This window comes from Ascidiaceihabitans donghaensis, assembly GCF_900302465.1.
Classification (GTDB): domain Bacteria; phylum Pseudomonadota; class Alphaproteobacteria; order Rhodobacterales; family Rhodobacteraceae; genus Ascidiaceihabitans; species Ascidiaceihabitans donghaensis.
In genome coordinates this window covers 385869-409385 of sequence record NZ_OMOR01000001.1, presented here as the reverse complement: position 1 = coordinate 409385, position 23517 = coordinate 385869, and the positions used below count along the sequence as shown (strand labels likewise).

Genomic DNA, 23517 nt, shown 5'->3' with positions numbered 1-23517 from the left:
AACGGCTAGGGTGACGCATATGACCAAAGCCGCCGACACTGCCACATTGCCGTTGATCCGTACCGTCGGTTTAGCCGGAATTTTGGTGACGTTCGGCAATGCCATGTCTGACCCAGCCAATCGTGGCGCCATCGCATTTCGCGCCCATGTCGACGCTTTGAAATGGCCTGAAGTTTCCGAAAGCATGAGCTCGCTTGTGTCCGCATTCTTTCGCATCGATCTGGTGAAACACGACCCTGCCCCGCTGATCCGGCGGCTGAAACAGACTTTGGACGGCACAGACTGGTTGCAAGCCCCCCTGCCCCAAGGCCGAAAGCGATGGGCAGTGCCCGCCGTTTTTGGCGGCGACCGCGCCCCGCAATTACAAGAGGCCGCAGATGTTGCGGGTATGTCTGTGGAAGATGCTGTGCACGGTCTGACACAAACAACCGTGCGCGTTTTGACGGTCGGCTTTGCGCCCGGGCAACCCTATCTTGGGACGCTGCCTGAAAATTGGAACATCCCGCGCCTGACAGGCGTCACCCCCAATGTCCCCGCCTGTTCTTTGGTCGCGGCCATTCGCCAATTGTGCCTGTTTCCCTACGCGACACCTACGGGCTGGCGACATGTGGGCCAAACTGCATTTCACCCCTTCCAGCTTAATCGTGACACACCTTTTGCGCTGACGCCGGGGGACGAAATGCGATTTATCGCAATCTCGGACACAGAATTACGCGATATTGAGGCCTTCAATGAAAACGGTCTGGGCGGCGCGACATGGGATGCAATTCCATGACGCGGTCTCTTTTGGTACGCAATGTGGGCCCAGGCGTCGCAGTTCAGGATTTGGGTCGCCCCGGATTTCTCGCCTATGGGCTGACCAAAGGCGGGGCCGCCGATCCGCTCGCCCTTTACGAAGGGGCTGCTTTGCTGGGGCAGGACCCGGATTGCGCAGCCCTTGAAATGGTCGGGCTAGGCGGGTCTTTTGAAGCAACTGCCGACATGCGCATCGCCTTGACCGGCGCCGAAATGAAGGCTGATATCGACGGCGCCACCATCGTGTGGAATGCCTGTCACGCCTTACCCAAAGGGGCCATTTTAACCATCGGTGGCACGCGCAAAGGCGTATTCGGGTATTTGAACGTGGGCGGCGGGTTTGACACACCTCGCTACATGGGCACACGCGGCAGCCACCTGTCGGCAGGGCTTGGAAGTTTGGTCGCGGCAGGTAACGAATTGCCTATCGCACCCGACAAAGGCGGCGAAACGGGGCTTATCTTACCACACGACAATCGCTTTGATGGCGGTGCCTTGCGCGTGGTGCCCAGCATGCAAACACACGCGTTTTCGAACGACATGCGCCAGCGCTTTACGCAAACGACGTTCAAACGCGACCCGCGCGCCAACAGACAAGGCGTCAGGATGGACTGCGAAGGGCGCGGGTTTCATGCCGAAAACCAGCTTGGGATTGTGTCTGAGGTGATTGTGCCCGGCGACATCCAGATCCCCGGCGACGGACGGCCCTTTGTGCTGATGAGCGAAAGCCAAACCACAGGGGGCTATCCGCGCATGGGCACGGTTCTGGCAACAGATCTGCCCCGCGTGGCCCAAGCACAAACAGGTGCAGACATACGATTTGAATTTGTGACACTGGACGACGCACGCGCCATAGAAGCCCGCGAAACCATACGCCGTTTGGGCCTGCGTCGCACCGCACAGCCCTTGCTGCGCGATCCTGCCAAAATAGCTGACTTACTTGGCTACCAACTGATTTCCGGCGCCACTGCGGGCCACGACTAAAAAGGGACACCTCATGTTAACTGTCGATTTGAACGCCGATATGGGCGAAAGCTTTGGGCCTTGGACAATGGGCGACGACGCGGCGCTTTTGACGACCGTGACCTCTGCCAACATCGCGTGCGGAGCACATGCAGGCGACCCCGATGTGATGCACGCCACCATGGGGTTGGCACATGCAAACGGCGTCGGCATCGGATCTCATCCCGGATTTGCAGATCTTCAAGGTTTTGGGCGCCGCCGGATGCATGTTCCCATCGCAAGCTTGCAAAACTCCATCCGTGTACAAGTTGGCGCCTCTCTTGGGATGGCAAAGGCTTTGGGGGCAAAAGTGCGGCATTTGAAGCTTCACGGGGCTATGTCAAACATGACCTGCGAAGACGAAGCGATGGCACGTGCTTTATACGAAGCTGCACTTTCCGTTGATCCGGATCTGATCATCATGACGTTGGCAGCCACTGCGCAAGTCAAAGCGGTGCAATCGCTTGGGTGCAGTTATGCCTGCGAGATCTTCGCAGACCGCGCCTACAACGACGATGCCACACTTGTGGATCGCAGCCGTCCTGGGGCCGTCATTCATGACGCGGAGGTGGCAGGCAAACGCATGGTGGACATGGTAAAGGCACAGGCCATCATCACCGACAGCGGAAAACACATCCCCACACCGATTGACACAATTTGCCTGCATGGCGACACCAGCACCGCAGTGGACATTGCCAAATCCGTGCGCCTCAAGTTGGAAAACGCCGACATAAAAGTCGCACAATTTGCAGGGCGCAAGGGCTAGAGGCAGGCCCTAAAGCCCGCGACGCCATGCCAAACTGTCTTCGGTCTTGCCGCGCGGGTCATATTCAGCACTGATCCAGCCTTCATATCCCGACGCTTCGATGGCCTGAAACAAAGCGTCAAATTCAACAACACCGGTGCTCGGGGCAGTACGATCTGGCGCGTCCCCGATCTGGATATGGCGCACAAAAGGGGCAACCGCATTGTAGCAGACAACAGCATCGCCCGTTATGGCTTGTGCGTGATAGCTGTCGAATTGCAAAGACAAATTGGGTGCGTCGACAGCTGCAATGACATCGACCGCCAAATCAAAACTGTTCAAAAAATATCCAGGCTGCGCAACAGGATTCAAAGGTTCAATGGTCAACATCAAACCGGCCGGGGCAGCATCAGCAGCATACTTCAAGTTTTCAACAAAGACCGCGCGGGCGTCAGGCCCTTCAGCGACACCCGCCATGACGTGGACAATATTAACGCCCAGCGCTTCGGCGTAACGAAAGGCGCGGCGCATATCGTAGCGAAACCGATCCTCAAGACCGCACACAGCCGCAAAACCACGCGGACCACCCGTGTAGTTGGGGGGCGGCGCATTGATCAGAACCATGCCCAACCCATTGCGGGTCAATGCGGACAGTGTTTCTTGGGCGGCGACCTCATAGGGAAACAAAACTTCAACGGCTTTGAAACCAGATTCGGCTGCTGCATCGAAGCGATCCAGATATGGCAGTTCCGCAAAAAGATGGGTCAGATTTGCAGCAAACCTCAGCATGCGCACGCCCCCTTCTTTTCGCCAGAAAATATCCTGGGGGAGTCCGCAGGACGGGGGCTAGCCCCCTGACACCGCCAAGTCATTCCAATTCGTCCGAAGGGATAATGCCAAAAAACTGCCCCGACGACCAAACACCGAACCACCCATCGTGATGCACGCCCAGATCAACCAACCGGTAAAAGCTTTTGCGATCGATCAACGCCTCAAGGTCGGAGCGCACAAGAACATACGGTGAGGGCTCACCCGTTTGGGGATCGCGTTCCACACGAATAGGGGCGTCGGGGCCTGCAACAACGCGGTCATCAACTTGCGTCAAAAACCGAAGCTTTTGATCCTGCCCTTCCCCAACCGCGTCAAAATCAATCGCCACAAACGGGGCGTCATCCACCGTGATTCCCACCTTTTCGACGGGAGTGACAAGAAAATATTTCCCGTCTTCACGCTTCAGAATCGATGAAAACATCTTGACCAAACCGGGCCGACCAATGGGCGTGCCTTCATAAAACCACGTCCCGTCGCGTGCGATACGCATATCCAGATCACCACAAAACGGTGGGTTCCACAGGTGCACAGGCGGCAAACCGCGTGTTTTTGTAGCATTTATCGAGGCAACAAGGCCTTCCGCATCTGGTGTCACGGTTTTTTGTCCGCTCATATGCTCATTTATCCTCTGGTATCTTTTGCCATTCCAACCTGACGCGATAGGTTACACAGTAAGGGATATAATCTGGCAGGGACATTTTCCATGACGAATGACACAAACTTGGTGGCCGAAATCGAAGCCTTGGGCCAAAAGCTGGCAGAGGCCAAAGCGTCGATCACCAAACGCTTCATCGGTCAAGAACGTGTCGTCGACCTGACGTTGACGGCGCTTTTGTGTGGCGGGCATGGCTTGTTGATCGGTTTGCCCGGTCTTGGGAAAACCCGCCTTGTGGAAACGCTCAGCACCGTGATGGGCATGCATGGCAACCGCATCCAGTTTACGCCTGACCTGATGCCTGCCGATATTTTGGGGTCCGAAGTGCTGGACACCGACGATGCAGGCAACCGCGCGTTCCGCTTTGTGCCCGGTCCTGTGTTTTGCCAGTTGCTTATGGCTGATGAAATCAACCGCGCCAGCCCGCGCACCCAATCAGCTTTGCTGCAAGCGATGCAGGAAAAAACAGTGACCGTCGCAGGCGAAGACCGCGCCCTTGGCGATCCGTTCCACGTTTTGGCCACACAAAACCCGATTGAACAAGAAGGCACCTATCCGCTGCCAGAAGCCCAGCTTGACCGCTTTTTGGTGCAAATTGATGTGCAATATCCTGATCGTCAAACGGAACGCGATATTCTGATGGCCACCACGGGCGATACCGAAGAAGCCTCAACCGAGGTTTTCAACCCCGGTGAATTGAAAGCCGCACAAACCTTGTTACGCCGCATGCCTGTCGGTGACAGCGTTGTGGAGATGATCCTTGATCTGGTGCGCGCATTCCGGCCCGATGAAGCGGATGCCAGCGATCTGATCCGTGAAACCGTCGCTTGGGGGCCTGGCCCGCGTGCGTCGCAGGCCTTGATGCTGGCGGTACGCGCCCGCGCCCTTTTGGACGGGCGGCTTGCTCCATCCGCAGAAGACGTACTGGATATGGCACGTCCTGTTTTGACCCACCGCATGGCGTTGAATTTCGCAGCCCGTGCGCGGGGTGACAGCTTGACCCAGTTGATCGACGATACCGCCGCGTCATTGACACAAGGGCAGGCCGCCGCGTGAATTCCCCCGCAGCCCTTCGTGCACGATCCGAAACGGAAGCCGCACGGTTTCCGCCATTGCTGGCCCGCGCCGAGCAATTGGCAGGGGCCGTGCTGTTGGGCGATCATGGCCGCCGTCGCGCAGGCATGGGGGACGACTTTTGGCAGTACAGGCCCGCACAACCCGGAGACAGCCGCCGATTGATCGACCACCGCCGCAGCGCAAAAGGTGATCAGCAGTTTGTGCGTGAACGCGAATGGCAAATCGCACAATCAGTGATGTTGTGGTGTGATCAAGGCGCATCCATGCGGTTTTCCAGCGACGACAAGCTGCCCACCAAAGCCGACCGCGCCCGTCTGTTAACACTGTCCATGGCCATCCTTCTAAGCCGCGCGGGCGAACGCGTGGGACTGACAGGCACCCGATTGCCACCCCGACGCGGCAACGCGCAGATCTTGCAGCTGGCCGAATACCTGACCCAAGACGAAGACGCAGACTATAGCCCCCCCGAACACCGCGCCATGATCCCCAGTGCCTCGGCAATTTTCATTTCCGATTTCATGGGCGATATTACACAAGTCCAGCTTGCTTTGACCAAGGCTGCCGACCGTGGCGTACGCGGGGTATTGTGCCAAGTGCTTGATCCGTCCGAAGAAGCATTTCCTTTTCGGGGTCGCACCATCTTTGAAAGCATGGGCGGCACGATGCGCCACGAGACACTCAAAGCCAACGACTTGCGTGACCGTTATCTCGAACGGTTGGCGGAACGCAAAGACAACCTGCGCCAGCTGTGTGCGTTGACCGGCTGGCACTACGGCGTTCATCACACGGGCACGTCCGCGCAAACCGGCTTGCTTTGGCTGTATCAATCCATGGCGGGAGGGGCTGCGCGATGACCATACTTGGTGGCATCGGATTTGGCGCACCCTGGTTGCTTGTGGCACTTGCCGCCTTGCCCATCCTATGGCTGATCTTGCGCGCCGTACCCCCTGCCCCCATTCGGCGACGGTTTCCCGGTGTCGCGCTTTTGCTTGGTCTTACAGATGCGGAAAGCGTCAGCGATCGCACCCCGTGGTGGTTGCTTTTGTTGCGCATGTTGGCGGTGGCTGCGGTGATCATCGGTTTGTCACAGCCCATTTTGAACCCCAAGCAAACCGGAGCCAGCACGGATGGGCCTTTGCTGATTGTTCTGGACGCCTCATGGGCCGGAGCCACGGGGCACAGCCAACGCATGCAAACACTTGAAGCGGAGCTGACACGCGCCACACAAACCGGTCGCCCGGTAGCCATCATGCAAGTCACCGATCCGGACTTGCCGCCTTTCCAGCCCGCTGGTGTCTGGCAAAACCGTCTGGCCGGTCTGGACCCGCACCCATGGCAGCCCACCCAAGCACAGATTGCGACGACGATTGCCAATATCAGTTCTGCACAGGCGGCCAGCACACTATGGTTCAGCGACGGCTTAGACTATCCGGGGCGCAAAGCGATCCTTGACGCATTGGAGGCCCAAGGCCCCGTTGAGGTCTTTCAATCTGCCCGCACGATCTATGCCTTGATGCCCCCCAAATATGTCGATGGGGCAATCGAGTTGACCGCAATACGCAGCGCCACAGGACAAGAACAAGACGTCACGCTTTTGGCGCAGGGCCGCGATCCTGCGGGCAATGCAGCCACTTTGTCTGCGGTGACAACAACATTCGCAGCGGGTGAAACCACCACAACCACAGCTCTGGCTTTGCCATCGGAATTGCGGGCACGTATCACGCGCTTCGAAGTTCAGTCATCACGGTCTGCGGGAACAACCACCTTGATGGACGACAGCCTGCGCCGCCGCGAAGTGGCCCTGATCGCAGGCCGTGAAAACCGCGAGGGCCTGGAGCTGTTGACGCCTTTGCACTACCTGCGTCAGGCGTTGGAACCTACGGCGGATCTGCTCAGCGGCAGCTTGTCGGACGTCCTGCCCGCGAACCCCGATGTGATCGTTTTGGCGGACGTCGCCACTCTGTCCGAAGGCGAAAACGATGCTTTGCAGGACTGGGTTCTAAAAGGCGGTCTGTTGTTAAGGTTTGCAGGTCCGCGGATTGCAGCCAGCGACATCAGCCGATCTGCCGAAGACCCGTTGATGCCTGTGCGTTTGCGATCCGGCGGGCGCAGCGTCGGCGGCGCAATGAGCTGGGGAGAACCCAAAGCCATAGCACCTTTTGGCAACACATCCCCGTTCTTTGGCCTTACCATTCCAGACGATGTCGTGGTGCGCAGTCAGGTCATGGCGCAACCCGATCCAACACTGGCCACCCGCGTGATCGCCGAATTGAACGACGGCACGCCGCTGGTGACCCGCAAAGCATTGGAACAGGGCCAGATTGTCTTGTTTCACGTCACCGCCAATGCCGAATGGTCCACGTTGCCATTGTCGGGTTTGTTTGTTGAGATGCTGAAACGCTTGGCTGTATCCTCTGCCAATGCCCAACCGGATGCAGGCGATCTGGAAGGCACCACATGGGTGCCGGAACTTGTGATGGACGGGTTCGGCACATTAATGGACGCAGGCACACGCCCCGGCGTGGACGGTGCCGATTTGATCAACGCGGCCACAGGGCCGGACATGCCGCCGGGGCTTTATGTGTCTGAAGATCGCGCACTGGCGCGCAACGTAACCCGTGAGGACGATGTTTTGACCCCAGCCACATGGCCTGCCCGAATCCCTGTTACAGGCTTGAATCAAGATCCGCCCCGACCTTTGGGCGGGTTCCTTTTGTCTGGGGCATTGATGCTTTTGCTGGCAGATATCGTGGCATCGCTTGCTCTTTCAGGGCGTCTGTTGGGGGGATCGTCGTCCCGCAATGTCGCGGGTGCCCTTTTGGCCGCCGCCCTGTTTGTGCCGCAAGCTGCCGACGCACAATCGACGTCGCAATCAGATCAGTTGCGCGCTGATGTGTTTGCATCAGAACTGGTTCTGGCACACATCATCACCGGAAACCCCCGCGTCGACGAAATCGCCAAGGCGGGGATGCGCGGCCTTTCCGATACGCTGTTTTTCCGAACATCAGTTGAACCTGCAAACCCTGCCAGCGTCGATTTGGAAACCGATGATCTTGCGTTTTTCCCGATACTGTATTGGCCCATTACACCTGACCAACCGCGCCCTTCTGCTGAAGCCTATGGCAAGTTGAACAACTACCTTCGTGCAGGCGGGTTGATCTTGTTTGACACACGCGATGCGGATGTGGCGCGATTTGGAGCCTCCAGCCCGAACGGCCGTAAATTGCAGGACTTGGCGGCGCCTTTGGATATTCCTGCGTTAGAGCCTGTGCCGCAGGACCATGTCATTACGCGCACATTCTACTTGTTGCAGGACTTTCCCGGACGCCATGCCAGCCGCGACATCTGGGTTGAATCCGCGCCGGCAGACGCGGAACAAATCGATGGAATGCCATTTCGCAATCTCAATGACGGGGTAACGCCCGTGGTGATCGGCGGCAACGACTGGGCCGCAGCCTGGGCCGTGTCGGAAAATGGCGCCCCCATGGTTCCAATCGGGCGCGGTTTTTCTGGCGAACGTCAACGCGAACTTGCCAATCGGTTCGGGGTCAATCTGGTGATGCATGTGCTAACGGGCAACTACAAAAGCGATCAAGTCCATGTGCCCGCACTTCTTGAAAGGTTAGGCAATTGACCGGATCGTTGATCTTTGATCCGCTGGTGCCTTGGATGGTGCTGGCGGTGCTGGGGGCCATTGTCTTGGCCGGCACAATATTGGCAGTTGCGCGTGGTTTGCGTGGTTGGGCGCTGCGTGGGTTGGCGGGGCTTTTGGTCCTTTTGGCCTTATCCAGCCCATCTTACCAAGAAGAGGACCGCGCCCCTCTGACAGACATCGTCATATTGGCCGAAGATGCCAGCGCCAGCCAAAAGCTAAGCGACCGCGCCGCCCAAACCACAGACAGCGCGGACAGTCTTGCTGCACAAATCGCCGCGCGTCCAAACACTGAAATTCGGCGGGTGACAGTGCAAGACGGTGAAGGCGACGCAGGCACCGCATTGATGACCACTATCGCAGAAGCTTTGGCCGAAGAACCGCGCGCACGTGTGGCCGGCATCATAGCCCTAAGCGATGGGCAGGTGCATGACGCAGACCGCCCAGTCACCCTGCCTGCCCCCCTGCACATCCTGCTTTCGGGACGCGGTACCGACTGGGACCGCCGCCTGACAGTCAGCAACGCGCCGGCCTTTGCAATCATCGGCGAACCCGTCACGCTGACACTGCGCGTTGACGATATGGGGACCGCACCTGGCGGCCAAACCAACGCACCGCTGAACATTTCAGTTGATGGTGCTCCACCCCAACGGTTCACCGTGCCCATCGGCGAAGACATCGACATTCCGCTAACTTTACCGCATGGCGGGCGCAACGTCATCCAATTCGTATCGCCTGCCGTGGACGGGGAACTGACCGACCGCAACAACACGGCCCTTATTCAAATGAACGGCGTGCGCGACAGGTTGCGCGTTCTGCTGGTCTCAGGCGAACCACATAACGGCGGGCGCACATGGCGCAATTTGTTGAAGTCAGACAGCTCTGTCGATCTGGTGCATTTCACCATTCTACGCCCCCCCAACAAACAAGACGGGGTGCCTGTGGATGAACTTAGCCTGATTGCCTTTCCCACACGCGAACTGTTTTTGGAAAAGATCGATGACTTTGATCTGATCATCTTCGACCGCTACAAACGGCGCGGCATTCTGCCCGCGATCTATTTGGAAAATGTCGTGAATTATGTGGAAAAGGGTGGTGCCGTTCTGGTTGCGGCCGGACCGGATTTTGCAAGCGCCCAAAGCATTTACCGGTCCCCTCTTAAGCGGATCATTCCAGCCGAACCCACTGCACGGGTGCTTGAGGAAAGCTACAGGCCGCTGGTGAATGATCTGGGCGAACGCCATCCTGTCACTGCAGATTTACCGGACGGCGGCGATTGGGGGCGTTGGCTGCGCCAGATTGATGTGAAACGCACCTCGGGATCGGTGGTGATGGAAGGGATCGACGAACGCCCGCTGTTGGTGTTGGACCGCGTGGGCGAAGGACGCGTGGCTTTGCTGGCATCTGATCACGCTTGGTTGTGGAACCGTGGCTACGAAGGGGGTGGACCACAGCTTGAACTGCTGCGCCGGCTTGCACATTGGATGATGAAAGAACCCGAACTGGAAGAAGAGGCCTTGACCGCAACGGCCACAGGACAAGCGATGCGGATCGAGCGGCGCACATTGGACGAAACGGTACCAGACGTGACCATTACAGCGCCAGATGGCACACAAACCAATCTGCCCCTGAACCAGACCGCACCCGGCAAGTTCGAGACAACCTTCGTCGGGCCAGACATCGGCCTTTACAGATTGATGAACGGCGAGGCATTCAGCGTTATTGGTCTTGGCCCTGCCGCCCCTCGCGAGTTTGAACAAACAATCGCAACCACAACTGTAATGGAACCGGTGACATCTGCCACAAATGGCGGCATCCTGCGCCTCGAAAACGGATTGCCATCCATACGTAACGTGCGCGAGGGCCGCCCTGCCGCAGGGCGCAACTGGATCGGCCTGACCCCGCGCAATGCCTTTGAAGTACGCGATGTGCGTCTTACACCGCTTATGCCGGGTTGGCTTGTTCTATTGCTGAGCTCCGTGTTGATTGTGGGTGCTTGGCTGCGTGAAGGGCGGCGTTGAACCATTCTTCTTTTCGCCAAAAATATCCCGGGGGAGTCCGCAGGACGGGGGCAGCGCCCCCCAACAAACCTTGCGCTAATCCAATCGTACTTCGACAGCCTGCGACGCGCCCGAAGCATCAACCACTGAAATGCGGCTGAAACCAGCACCAGGGTCGGGCAAAACAAAGTGACGCTGGCGCAGTCCCGTCATCGCGGGGTGATCATTCAAAAGAACAGTAAACGGCGCGTGACCGCCACGCAGTTTCAACGGAATACCGGCCCCTTTCGCCAACAGCGCACCATCAGGTGGAAAGGTCAAAGTCAAAGCATCACGCGCAACCTGATCATGACGCCGGCCAAAATATTGCAAAGGCTGTGGCAGGCGTGCCGTGGGCAAAATCAAAGCATCAGGCGGGGGCGGCGGCAAAGGGTCGAAACCGGCTTTCAAACGCCCAAAGGCTTCGAACATCACTGGGGCCGCAAGTGCACCACCAAATGCCCCCGGCACAGGCGTACCATCTGGCCGCCCCATCCACACACCCACAACATGTTGGCCATCATACCCGATGGCCCAGGCGTCCCGATGACCATAAGAGGTGCCTGTTTTATAGGCCAACCTACCTTTAGAGGCCCCCGGCGGTGGTGCCAACCCACCCAGAGTATTGCTGACATACCAAGCAGATCGCGGCGACATGATACGGCCTTCGGGGCGTTTTTCGCCCTCCTGATCTATCAAGCTGCGCGCCACGCCGCCCTGTGCGATACCTGCATAAAGCTGGACAAGGTCGCGCAAAGACAACCCCACGCCGCCCAGTGCAACAGCCAATCCCGGCGCCGCGTTTGCGGGCAATTGCGGCTCAGCTCCGCTGGCCCGCAAACCTGCCATCAATCTGCGGGGACCCATCGCTTGGGTCAGCATAACAGGCGCAATATTAAGCGACAGTTGCAGGGCGCGTCGCGCGGTAATTTCACCACGGAACACACCATCAAAATTCTGTGGCGCATAGCGACCAAAGGCGATCGGGGCATCATTGAAAATTGTTTCGGGATGCGCCAAACCTTGATCAAAAGCCAGCCCATAGATCAACGGTTTCAATGTCGACCCCGGTGACCGTTTTGCCCGCGTCATGTCCACAAATCCCAACGCCCCGCCCGCGTTTGAATATCGCGGTGCACCGGACGTCGCTAAAATTTCGCCCGTGTGGTGATCCGCAACAATGATCGCCACGGATACGCCAGCCGCCTGATCTCGCACAGCTGTGCGCGACAGCGCTTCGATCTTGCGCTGCAGGTCTGCATCCACCGTCACGTCATGGCGCAACGCCAACGGATCACGCCCGCGCAAATGATCCGCCAAATGGGGGGCCAAGCGAACAAAATCACGCTGGTGGCGCGGCAAATCCTGATCTTCGGCAGCAATCCCCATCCGCTCCAAAACGCGGTCGCGTGCGTACAGTGCCGCCTTTAAATGGCGGTCAGGTCGCCGCGCCTCTGGTGCCTGCGGCAGCGCCACCAGCAAAGCGGCTTCCGCTTGCGTCAGTCGCGCAGGTTCTTTTCCAAACCACGCCAAAGCCCCTGCGCGCACCCCTTCGACGGCGCCCCCGTAGGGCGCGTGCAGCAGGTACAATTCTAGTATCTGGTCCTTGGTCAGTCTTCGCTCCAAGGCCCAAGCAACACGCATCTGCCGCAGTTTGCCCGACCAACGCCCTGTGCCGGAATTTTCCAGCAAACGCGCCACTTGCATCGTAAGCGTCGATCCACCCGACACCACGCCACCGTTCCAAATGGCCTGTCCGGCGGCCCGCGCAACCGCCAAACCGTCGACACCGCTGTGATGCAAAAACCGTTTGTCCTCATAGGTCAAAAGCATCGCAATAAATGCAGGATCAACCCCAGAAACCGACACAGGCAGACGGTAACGTCCGTTTTCGACCGTAAACACACGCAGCAAAGCCCCGTCACGATCACGCACCTCAACCGACGTTTCAGCCAGCGTATCCGGCAACACTGTTCTATGAACCCATGTGTCCCAGCTGTCTCGCCCCAAGGCGACACAAAAGGCGACAATCGCCAGGAACCACAGCGTCTTTGCCATGGCTTACTTCACCACGCTTATGCGACCTGTTTGCGTCACCGCGCGGTATTCTGGCCGGTACATATCTTGCACCAAAGCCGCCGGATGGTGGTAGGTTCCCGGACTAACGGCGCGCACGATATAGGCCAGAACAAAAGGATCGCTACCTTGCTGATCCACTGCTGCCAAAAAGCGGTCACTGCGGAATTCAGCATGCTGGGTGCGGGCCGGTTTCAACCACTCCATCGTGCCAATATCCCCCGCACGGATCAAGTTCGGATTGTCGATTTCCAAACCCGCTGGCAGCGGATCATCCACAATCAACCGAGCCCCAACAGCTTCAAACGGCGATATCCGCAAGACAACCACACGGCGTTCGCCTGCCTTCATGTCACCCGACACAGGCACACCGTCCAAAGTGAAGTATTCTCGGCTGATCGCATATCCATATCCACCGGCAGACGGGGCGACATCCGGAACACCGAAAGTCGTCATGGTCACATCAATAGGCCGCCCGGACACATTGCGGATCACCCGCGCTGTGAGGTCGCTATCGGACATTTCCTCGACCACAGTGCCCCGTGCGGGCACGTCATCCACAGTCAAGGCGGGCACCGCAACACCGCGACTGAGCGCTTGTGCCGCCATAACCACTTGTGCGGCTTCCTGCGTGGACAACGTGCGGTTTGCGCTGCTGACACTTTGCGACAAGGCAACTTGGTTTACGGCTGTGCTGCCCACTTCGGCCGCCAGACGCAAAACACCAGCCGTGTCGCGAAGGTTGGTGCCAAAATCATCGCGCCATACCGGCTTGGATGCACGGGCTTTCAACAACAATGCACCAGCACGGCCAAACATCGCATCACTGCGTGTCTGATCCCCGTATTGCGCCAAAGCCGCGCCCAACTGTGCCGCAGCAAGTGGCGTGCCAAAAGCTGTTGCCTTGGCGTCCGCGTAGTAGCGCAAATCGCCCATGGCAGCTGCACCTTCGCGGGCCAACACGAACAATGCATAGGCAACGTCTTCGCCGCCTTCGTCAAAATCTGGTGCATAGTTCACACGGTTGCGCAAATTGTCCAAAGCCAGATCAAACGCCAGTTTCGGCACAACATATCCGGCCGCTTTTGCACGGCTGAGGAAATCGGTGACATACGCGTCCAACCAGAAGTAACCGGACCCCGCGCGCCACATTCCAAATGCGCCATTGCTGGATTGTCGTGTTAGAATTTGGGCTATCGCACCATCCACGCGGTCCTGCACATCATCCCGGCCCAATGGTCCGGCCAAATCTCCAGCCGCCAACAAGGGCAGCGCTCCGGACGTCAATTGTTCAGTGCACCCATAAGGGTAGCGGTCCAGCTGTCGCATCAGCCCGGGCACGTCAAACCGCGCCAAAGGACCCGCCGCCAAAGTCGCCCTTGCCGTGCCGGGCATCAACCCTGCAAACACATTGCCATCAAAGGTAAATGCTTCACCCACGCCCAGTGAAAAGCGGCGCGTCGTTGAGACTTCGGGGTCATTGGCCCGCACACCCAGTGTCAGCGTTTTGGTCAGCTGCACCCCATCTGGCGTTATCAACGTCAGGTCGATTGCATAATCGCCAATCAAAGTCGCTGTGACAGGCACCTCTAGTTCAACTGCGCTTTTGTCGGCCACGCGCAATTCGGCAGGCACCGCGCCAAGCAACAAACCATCACTGCTTACGTTCAACGCGACTTGGCCCGCAGCACCTTCTGCATGCACCACTTGCAACAACAGGCGACTGACATCACCGGGCGCCATGAACCGTGGCACGGAAGCCGTCATAACCATCGGATCGCGTGCCACAACGTCCTGTGTCGCAGCCCCCACACCCGTATCAGACCACGCCACAGCCATCATGCGGATCGTGCCGTTAAAGTCGGGACGCGGGACTGTGAATGTCGCAAAACCATCGCTGTCCACAGCAACAGGCCCGCTGAAGGCCGCCATAAGGTCTTCTGTCGGTGGCGGGCTTTCGCGTCGCATCCCGCCAACAGCGTCCCCGCCAGAGCGGACTTGCCCCATGGCCCCGTTCAAGCCATCGATCAGGCGGCCGTACACGTCGCGCATTTCCACGCCGAGACGCCGCTGGCCAAAGTAGTGGCCGTCTGGGTCCGGCGCATCAAAACCGGTCAGATTCAGAATGCCCAAATCGACCGAAGCCAGTGTCACATAAGCCGTTTCGCCCTGCGTGATCCCATCGACTTTAACGCGCACCTCGGATGTGCCGGCTTGGCCACTTAGGCCCTGACCTGCATCCACCGAAACGCTAAGCGCTTTTGCCCCCGGCGCGACCTTCGCATAGGCGACGCCCAAAGCACGCGCAGGGTTTTGACCCACTGCCACATCCATGGGCCGGATGACTGTAGCAGTCACGTAAGCACCAGCGCCCCAGCCTGCCGAAACTGTCAACGGCACCGTATTTTCACCCGCTTTGACATCGACCACACGACGTTCAATCACGCCCCCCGACATAACTGCAACCAATGCCGAGCCGTCATAACGTGGCACCAAGCGCAATGTGGCAGTGTCCCCCAGTTCGTAGCTTTCTGCATCCAGCGACATGTCCAAGCGGTCTGGTGTCGAAGCAGCGTCGCCCCCGCCGTACCATCCCGCGTAAAAATCGACGGAAGATGCCGTGTACGCCCCGCCTGACGTTTCCACGACAAGCTCGTATTCGCCCCATTCGGTAGGGGCTGCAACTGTCACCGGATCAGTGCCCAGCGTCACAGACCCAGAGGCAACCTCGGTGCGTTGTACAATCGGCTCCCAGTTCCAATCGCCGTAAAGCTGGTACCACTGGTACCGCGTGCGCACGCGGTTCATTGTCCATTTCGCGTCAACCGCCCCGCCAACAGATACAAGTTCAAACAAAGCGTCCGCGCCTTCGTTCAACACGTCCTCGAACAGCGGCTTTATGCCAATCACAGCACCTTGCACATCCAATGCGCGGACCATGCGCCGTTCAATCGGACGACCTGAGCCTTCGGTGACACGCACAGCCACCTGCGCTTCGTAAAGCGCATGTTCCGGATTGCCGTCAGGCAAGCGCAATTCCATCACCGCGCGGCCCAGATCATCCGTTCGGGAAGGCTCTAAGTAGCGTGTTTGGGTCGAAAGCTGCAAATCATGACGGCCAAACTGATAGCCGGGCCAAGCATCCAATCTGCGTAAGGCACGCAGGCGCACATCGCCTTCCACCGCCAGATTGCCGCCCGGTGCGCCAAACAAATACCGTGCATCTACAGTTAAAGGGGGGCGATCCCCAAGACGAATAGGGGCGTCGGGCAAAGACAGGCTTGCATCAATGCGTTCGGGCAGGAAATCTTCAACCAACACCGTTTGGCTGGCCAGAGCCGCAGCATCCAGATCAGATTTTAAAGACAATCGCCATGTTCCGCGTGGGGCTGTGCCCCCCACTGGCATCTCGAAGACATGCCCCCCCGCCATCGCATCTGCGCTAAGATGACGACTGTATTCCACACCGTCAGGGCGGGTCAGGATCGCAGTAAGCGGCATGCCAGCAATCGCTTTGACCTCGGCATCACGCAACAATGCAGTGGCAAAAATCGTGTCGCCGGGACGGTAGGCACCGCGATCCGTCGTCAAAAACACGTCCACCGGTGGGGCGGGCGGGCGCCCCGCCACACCGCGATCCGACAGATCAAATGCGGGATCCGTCAACGGTAAAAACCCGATGTCGTCGTCGCCCATTTGCGCAACAATCAATGCAGGAGCGGACGCGCCCGATCCACGGCTAAGACCTGGCGCAAAAGTCGCAAAGCCATCCGCGTCAGTGACCGCCTTGGCCAGCACTGCGTTTGCTTTGGAAATCAACGAAACCTCAACGCCTGCACGCGCTTGTGCATCGCTTAGCCCGCGCACCGATACCGTCAGACCGGTGTTGCCCTGCCAAGTTGTCAGCCCCAGATCAGACAGCACAAACCACTGCGTGGCCCCTGCCGCGTCGTTTTCATTTTGCCCAGGAACACGGGCTGTGAGGGTGTAGATGCCGGGGGGCATACTGCCCAACACATCGCCCATCGGCAAACGTGTGGTCATGTCGGCGTTCAGCGTATTCTGAACATCAGCTGTTCCGCTCCAGACGTCCTGTGCGATGCCTTCGCTAAAATTGCGTTCTTGCCAACTGGACAGCGGTTTGCCGAAGTATTTTTCCTGAATAGAGCGCAGCAGATTGCGATCACTGACGCGTCGCAATTGCAAGGTAACTTCGTTCAGGTTGACCGTCTCTACCGGCAAAGCCGCGTCAGCACCGCGTGGCAAAACATAGCTACGTCCCGGAAACCGGACTTGCGGGTCGCGGTCGCGCACGTAAAGCGCCAAATCCACATCGCGCACCAGTTTTTCGCCTTTTGCATCAGGCAAACCAGCACGGAACGTCACCTGATACCGCGATCCGAATTGCACGCCTTCGACACACAACCGGCGACCTTTGGCAGTAACGCCAACGTCCCCATCAATGCGGACATAATCACCATATGTGACACCCGATTTCGCCAATTCTTCGGAAAAGACCGCGCAAATCTGTGGCTCTGGACCGCGGTTTTCCACCGTGTGTTCGATGATGCGGAAACCGTATTTGTTGATTGCCTCGTCCAACGCGTTTGAAACTTCTTCGCGTGGCTGGATGTCGTACGCCAAGCGCAACGGCGCAATCATATCTTTGCCGCGGTTGTTGGCTTCATAGGCAAAGGCCAATTGTTGAAGCGCATTCACCTGCGCCCCGGCGCTTGCTGCACGCAAATAGGCGTTAACGGCCGCAGGGATCGCATCACGACGCCCCTGACGTTTTGTTTGGTTGGACCCATCGTTTAAACGTCGGCCAACATATGCGAATTGCGCCCACAAATCAGACGCATCTGTGAAAGCAACTGCTGCGCCGACCCTGCGATACGCCGATACCCGATCTGATCCGAAAACCGAACGTGCGGCAGACACCACCGCTTCGAGGCTTTGGCCATTTGTCGGAAAACGATCCCCCATGGACCGCGCAAGTGCTTCCGCCATTTTCAAATCCGACGGCCGAACAAACGATAGGTCCGTCAGACGGGCTGCGGCCAGACCTTTGGCTTGCGCTGTTGTTTTGATTTTTTCGGCTGACATCGCCCCGTCATAGGGCTGGCGGTCGGATACGTCGGATTTCGGAAAGCATGCGTTTGACCGGCTGTTGAACGTATAAGCGACACAGGCGCTGTCTGCCGAACACGCGCGGGCACATGCCTGTTGGGTCGTATCAAACAATGATGCACGGTCAGATCCGTAAAAATCTACATTCGGGGTCACAATGTAGCGTTCGTCGGGTAAAATATCTTGTGAAGAGGCCCCCGTTGCAAAGCTGAAAATCAAAATGATAGCCGACAAAAAACGCATAGCACCCTCCGGTAAATACTTGTGTGAAGGGTCGCACAGAGGAAACAGGATTTGCAACGATTCCTGCCTGCTGGTTAAGTCAATCTTCACCTCAACCAGCGAATGTACGCGCAAAGTATTGCGACAAAACGGAGCACCAGATGACTCTGGCCAACAAACTGGCAGAAGAACGACGCGGGCGATTGGCTGCGGAACGTTTGCTGGAATTGAAACAGGCCGAACTTTTTGCTGCAAACCGCAAATTGGGCAAACACGCGCAGGCGCTTAGCAATGAAATAGTAGAAACACGGGCCGAAGTCGCAACTGTTCGTGATGAAAACGAACGCGTTAAATCAGACCTGACCGTGGCCAATCAAAAGATCATGATCGCAGAACGGCGGTTATGGCATTCGGTTGAAACGATCACGGACGGTTTTGCCTTTTTCAACGCGGAAAATCTGATGGTCGCCGCCAACAAATCCTATTTGTCGATCTTTGACGGGTTGGAAAACATCAAGCCTGGCGTCAACTATATTACTATTCTACAAGCACTTACAGACGAAGGCATTGTCGATACCGGCGATCTGTCCGTCGATGCCTGGCGCGAAATGATGACCAATCGCTGGCACGACCCGGATCCAGAACCTGTCACCATCCGGTTGTGGAACGATCAATACATCAAACTGGTCGATAGACGTGGGCAAGGCGGCGACATTGTTTCTCTTGGGCTGAACATCACAGCCGCTGTTCTGAACGAAAATGACTTACATGAAGCGCGCGAAGTGGCAGAAGCCGCAAACCGTGCCAAATCAGCCTTCTTGGCCAACATGAGCCATGAAATCCGCACCCCCATGAATGGTGTCGTCGGCATGTCTGACCTTTTGGTCGAGACCGATTTAACCGAGGAACAGCAGCTGTACGTCGAAACCATCAAAAATTCAGGCGAGGCACTGCTGGTCATCATCAACGACGTTCTCGACTATTCGAAGATCGAAGCAGAACGTCTGGAACTGCACCCAGAGCCCTTTGATTTAGAACGCAGCATCCACGAAATCATCATGTTGCTTCAGCCTTTGGCGCGGGACAAAGGGCTGAACTTGCTTCTTGATTACGACTTGTTCTTACCGACCAGCTTCGTCGGTGATCCGGGACGCATTCGACAGGTTTTGACCAACTTGATGGGCAATGCGGTCAAATTCACGGCCTCCGGACATGTTTTGGTACGCGTCATTGGCGTTCCGAATCCTGAAACAGGCAACGCAGACGTCACGATCACCATTGAAGACACAGGTATCGGCATTGCAAATGATATGGTCGGGCATATTTTTGGTGAATTCAATCAGGTCGAAAACGAACGCAACCGGAAGTTCGACGGAACCGGGTTAGGGTTGGCGATTTCACAGCGTTTGATCAAGCTGATGGGCGGCGACATCTGGGTGACCAGCGAAGAAAACGTAGGGTCGTGTTTCGGGGTGCGTCTTACGATGGACACCACGGACGACCAGACGCAAATGGCGCCTTTGATCCCCAACGGGCTGCATCATGTGATGGTGGTTGATGACATCGCCGCAAACCGTACGATTTTGGAAAAACAACTAGAACTGTTGGGCCTTACCGTCACAAGCTGCACGAATGGCAAAAATGCATTGTCCCAGCTGGACAGCACAGTGGATTTGATCCTGACCGACCACAACATGCCTGAAATGGACGGTATGGAGTTGGCTGAAGCCATTCGCTCACGCGGCGACGACACCCCGATTATCTTACTCAGCTCGGACCCCGGGTTTGCCGAAAAGGAACCCGCCCGCAAGCATTTGCACGCTTTGATGCAAAAGCCGGTGCCACGTAAGCAACTGTTCGCAAAGCTGGAATCGCTTGGTGCAGATCACAGCATAGAGGTCATACCCCCTGTAGCGGAACAAACGGCGGATGCCACACCTATCGGTTGGTCAGAGGAACTGGCCACGCCCCATGACACCCGAAAAATGCGCATTTTGGCCGCGGAAGACAACAAGACCAACAGGTTGGTGTTTCAAAAGATGGTCAAAGAACTGGACATCGAGTTGATGTTCGCAAGCGACGGGCTTCAGGCCGTTAAAATGTTTGAAAGCTTCGAGCCGGACCTGATCTTCATGGACATCTCGATGCCAAAAATGGACGGCAAAGAAGCAACCGGCGCCATCCGAAAACTTGAACAAACCACGGGCGGTCACGTGCCGATCGTTGCGCTAACCGCGCACGCCATGGACGGCGACGACCAAGGAATACTGCAAGCCGGTTTGGATCACTATCTGACCAAACCATTGCGCAAGCCGGAAATCATGGAACGGATTGAAGCCTGCGCACCCGCGCATGTCACGCCACCCATGCAACATCAGGCTCAGGCAAGCTAAGGCCTAGGTTGGGTAAGGGCGGACAAAAACCGGTTTATCTTCTGTGGAAAGATCAGGTTGATAGGCATAGCCACCCGTTTCAAATCCCAAAATATCGTCGGGATGCGTCAGACGGTTCTGCACAACAAAGCGCGCCATTGCCCCGCGTGCCTTTTTGGCAAAGAAGCTCACAATCTTGGGACCTTGGCCTTTGTCTTCCATGAAGGCCGGTGTAATCACCCGCAGTTTCAGGGACTTCATCGCAACAGCTCCGAAATACTCTTGGCTTGCGCAATTGATCAAGGTTTCTGTCCCAACAGACGCACCTTGCATGTTCAAAGCCTTTGACAGATCGTCACCCCAATATTCATACAGATTAGTACCACGGCGTGTTTTTAGACGGCTGCCCATTTCCAGACGATAGGGCTGAATGGCATCCAGTGGCCGCAATACGCCGTAGAGCCCCGACAAAATACGCAGATGCTCTTGGGCCCATGCCATTTCGTCAGAATCCAACGTCTGCGCTTCAAGCCCTTGGTACGTATCACCAGCAAAAGCCAAGGCGGCCGGACGGGTCACATCCACGCTTGGTGCATCTTCAAACGCCTTAAACCGGTCGCGGTTCAATTTCGCCAAATCATCGCTGAGATGCATCAAGTCCTTCAACTTGCCCAACGTCAAATTACGTGCAGTTTTGGTCAGTCTGATCGCGTCATCCTGAAAATCAGGTGCCGTCATGGCCACATCACGTTCTTCCCAATCCAGCCTTTTGGCCGGAGAAATGACTACCAACATGTACGTGTCCTTTTGTTTGCTTGTTGCATGATCTAGCCCGCGTCCCGCAATACGTCCAGAAATGCCGGCCCAAATCTTTGTGAGCGTTTGTCGCCCAACAACCGCTCTAACCCTTGAACATCACCTGGCCGCATTTGCGCGACTTTGGCCAATTGCGACGCAGAACAGCTCAGGGGTTTATCGATCCCATCAGCACCGCGGGCCAATTGCGACTGCACCTCCAGCAATCTGTCATACACATCGCCCGCATCGCGGCCCGCCAGTTTACGCCGGGTGGGATGCATCATTTCCGCTTCACCGTTGATCACTTCCAGAAATGCGGCACCGTAGCTTTCAAGTTTCTTGGCACCGACACCGCCGATCCGCGCCATATCATCCAGAGTTTTGGGGCGTGTCTCGGCCATCTCTATCAGGGTACGATCGTTGAAAATAATGTAGGCGGGCACTTTGTTGGTTTCTGCAAAACCACGACGCTTGGCTTTTAGCGCACTCAGCAGCGGCGCATCTTCTTCAGACACCATTTCCTTGGCCGCCGGACGACGGTTCTTGCCTGCGGATTTGATGGTATCCCGGCGTAACGAAATTTTTGCCTCGTCTCGTAAAATTGGCAACGCTGCATCCGTCATGCGAAGCGCACCGTGTCGTTCAGGATCAGGGCGCACCAAATCATGACCCATCATCTGGCGAAACACAGCCTGCCACTGGCGCTTGTCATATTCTTTGCCCACACCATAGGTCGGCAAGCTACTATGCCCACGCTGGCGGATTTTATCCGTTTCGTTGCCCAGCAAAATGTCGATCAGATGCCCCGCACCAAACCATTCATCGGTGCGTAACATCGCCGACAAGGCCTTGCGTACTGCCGTTGTCCCATCGAAGACATCCACAGGTGCATCACATAAATCACACGAGCCGCAGGTGACGTCCGTTTCATCAAAATACTTCAACAGCGTTTTGCGGCGACATTCCAACGCTTCGGCCAGCCCCAGCAGTGCATTCAAACGCGCATGATCCGCGGCGCGGCGTTCAGGTGGTGCAAGCCCTTCATCGATCTGGGTGCGGCGCAATCGAATATCTTCGGGGCCAAACAAAGTCAGCGTTTCTGCCGGCGCCCCATCGCGTCCGGCGCGACCGATTTCCTGATAATACGCTTCGATTGATTTCGGCAAATCCGCATGTGCAACCCAGCGGATATCCGGCTTGTCGACGCCCATTCCAAAAGCGACAGTAGCCACAACAATCAAGCCGTCTTCTTGCTGAAACCGCCGCTCTGCGATCCGTCGGTCATCGGCTTCCATACCACCGTGATAATGCATCGCTGCATGCCCGGCGTCGCGCAGCGCCCCTGCGATACCTTCGGTTTTCGCACGGGTGCCACAATAAACGATGCCAGATTGCCCTTTTCGCGCCGCGGCAAAATCCAAAATCTGACGACGCGGGCTGTCTTTTGAAGCGAACGCCAAGTGGATATTGGGCCGATCAAATCCACGCAAGAACGCACGCGGTGCCGTTCCATCGAACAGCTTTTGCACGATTTCGACTTGGGTTTCGGCGTCTGCCGTCGCTGTGAATGCCGCCAAGGGAACGTCCAAAGCACGCCGCAATTCGCCAATGCGCAGGTAATCAGGGCGAAAATCATGCCCCCATTGGCTCACGCAATGCGCCTCATCCACCGCGATCAAGGACACCCCCACCCGCCGCAACATGTCGCGGGTCCCAGACGAGGCAAGCCTTTCTGGCGCCATGTACAACAACTTCAGGTCGCCACGTTCCAAACCGTCCCAGACCGCATCAGTTTCTTCTTCGGTGTTGCCAGAGGTCAAAGCCCCCGCGCAAACGCCCGCTTCCTGCAACGCCCGCACCTGATCGCGCATCAAAGCGATCAGCGGCGAAATCACCACAGTCACCCCAGACCGCATCAAAGCAGGTAATTGAAAACAAAGGGATTTACCACCACCCGTCGGCATGATGGCCAACACGTTTTCGCCGTCCGTTACGGCCTCAACAATCTCTTGTTGGCCAGCGCGGAAGGCATCAAAGCCAAAAACGTCAGAAAGCAGCGTGGCAGCGCTGGTCATCGGGCGGATCCTGTTGGGTTGTCTGCTCTTTTAATGCAGACTCCCACA

At 57.2% G+C, this 23517-nt stretch carries 14 protein-coding genes; 8 read left to right on the top strand and 6 right to left on the bottom strand.

Annotated features, from left to right (window positions below; all coding sequences use genetic code 11):
• The first annotated feature begins 19 nt into the window (after positions 1–19).
• The 3 genes from ASD8599_RS02035 to ASD8599_RS02025 are packed head-to-tail and all read left to right on the top strand — an operon-like array spanning position 20 to position 2563.
• Positions 20–775, top strand: a complete 756-nt coding sequence (locus tag ASD8599_RS02035; protein WP_108826994.1) for a 5-oxoprolinase subunit B family protein — start codon at positions 20–22, stop codon at positions 773–775.
• Entirely contained in the window at positions 772–1779 is a 1008-nt protein-coding gene (locus tag ASD8599_RS02030; RefSeq protein ID WP_108826993.1) for a 5-oxoprolinase subunit C family protein, read from the top strand. Before ASD8599_RS02035 ends, ASD8599_RS02030 begins: the two co-directional genes overlap by 4 nt.
• 13 nt (positions 1780–1792) lie before the next feature.
• Positions 1793–2563: a LamB/YcsF family protein gene (locus tag ASD8599_RS02025; protein WP_108826992.1), complete on the top strand. Its 771-nt coding sequence runs from the start codon at positions 1793–1795 to the stop codon at positions 2561–2563.
• A 9-nt stretch (positions 2564–2572) separates the two neighbouring features.
• On the opposite strand, the gene ASD8599_RS02020 is transcribed toward ASD8599_RS02025, so the two are convergent.
• Both ASD8599_RS02020 and ASD8599_RS02015 read right to left on the bottom strand, forming a co-directional pair.
• Positions 2573–3331: a hydroxypyruvate isomerase family protein gene (locus ASD8599_RS02020; RefSeq protein WP_108826991.1), complete on the bottom strand. Its 759-nt coding sequence runs from the start codon at positions 3329–3331 to the stop codon at positions 2573–2575.
• A 79-nt stretch (positions 3332–3410) separates the two neighbouring features.
• On the bottom strand, positions 3411–3986 hold the full coding sequence (locus tag ASD8599_RS02015) for a DUF1285 domain-containing protein (RefSeq protein ID WP_108826990.1): 576 nt from the start codon (positions 3984–3986) through the stop codon (positions 3411–3413).
• 90 nt (positions 3987–4076) lie between these two features.
• Here ASD8599_RS02015 and ASD8599_RS02010 point away from each other — a divergent pair, with 90 nt between their 5' ends.
• Genes ASD8599_RS02010 through ASD8599_RS01995 form a run of 4 tightly spaced genes read left to right on the top strand, consistent with a single transcriptional unit; the run spans position 4077 to position 10778 of the window.
• On the top strand, positions 4077–5084 hold the full coding sequence (locus ASD8599_RS02010; protein ID WP_108826989.1) for an AAA family ATPase: 1008 nt from the start codon (positions 4077–4079) through the stop codon (positions 5082–5084).
• A complete protein-coding gene (locus ASD8599_RS02005; protein WP_108826988.1) occupies positions 5081–5959 on the top strand; it encodes a DUF58 domain-containing protein in 879 nt (292 codons plus the stop codon). The genes ASD8599_RS02010 and ASD8599_RS02005 overlap by 4 nt, the downstream gene beginning before the upstream one ends.
• Entirely contained in the window at positions 5956–8739 is a 2784-nt protein-coding gene (locus ASD8599_RS02000; RefSeq protein ID WP_108826987.1) for a DUF4159 domain-containing protein, read from the top strand. The genes ASD8599_RS02005 and ASD8599_RS02000 overlap by 4 nt, the downstream gene beginning before the upstream one ends.
• On the top strand, positions 8736–10778 hold the full coding sequence (locus tag ASD8599_RS01995; RefSeq protein WP_108826986.1) for a hypothetical protein: 2043 nt from the start codon (positions 8736–8738) through the stop codon (positions 10776–10778). The genes ASD8599_RS02000 and ASD8599_RS01995 overlap by 4 nt, the downstream gene beginning before the upstream one ends.
• 75 nt (positions 10779–10853) lie before the next feature.
• Here ASD8599_RS01995 and pbpC read toward each other — a convergent pair whose 3' ends face one another.
• Together pbpC and ASD8599_RS01985 are read right to left on the bottom strand one after the other, a co-directional pair.
• On the bottom strand, positions 10854–12854 hold the full coding sequence (gene pbpC, locus ASD8599_RS01990; RefSeq protein ID WP_108826985.1) for a penicillin-binding protein 1C: 2001 nt from the start codon (positions 12852–12854) through the stop codon (positions 10854–10856).
• A 3-nt stretch (positions 12855–12857) separates the two neighbouring features.
• On the bottom strand, positions 12858–18245 hold the full coding sequence (locus ASD8599_RS01985; RefSeq protein ID WP_108826984.1) for an alpha-2-macroglobulin family protein: 5388 nt from the start codon (positions 18243–18245) through the stop codon (positions 12858–12860).
• A gap of 140 nt (positions 18246–18385) precedes the next feature.
• Between ASD8599_RS01985 and ASD8599_RS01980 the strand changes: the two genes are divergently transcribed.
• Positions 18386–20617, top strand: coding sequence for a response regulator (locus tag ASD8599_RS01980; RefSeq protein ID WP_108826983.1), 2232 nt, complete (start codon positions 18386–18388; stop codon positions 20615–20617).
• A 3-nt stretch (positions 20618–20620) separates the two neighbouring features.
• On the opposite strand, the gene yaaA is transcribed toward ASD8599_RS01980, so the two are convergent.
• Both yaaA and recQ read right to left on the bottom strand, forming a co-directional pair.
• Positions 20621–21391 carry a peroxide stress protein YaaA gene (gene yaaA / locus ASD8599_RS01975; protein ID WP_108826982.1) on the bottom strand — a complete coding sequence of 257 codons (771 nt, stop codon included), beginning with the start codon at positions 21389–21391 and terminating at the stop codon, positions 20621–20623.
• A 32-nt stretch (positions 21392–21423) separates the two neighbouring features.
• Complete coding sequence (recQ, locus tag ASD8599_RS01970; RefSeq protein WP_108826981.1) at positions 21424–23469, bottom strand: DNA helicase RecQ; 2046 nt, start codon at positions 23467–23469, stop codon at positions 21424–21426.
• Positions 23470–23517: the final 48 nt, after the last annotated feature.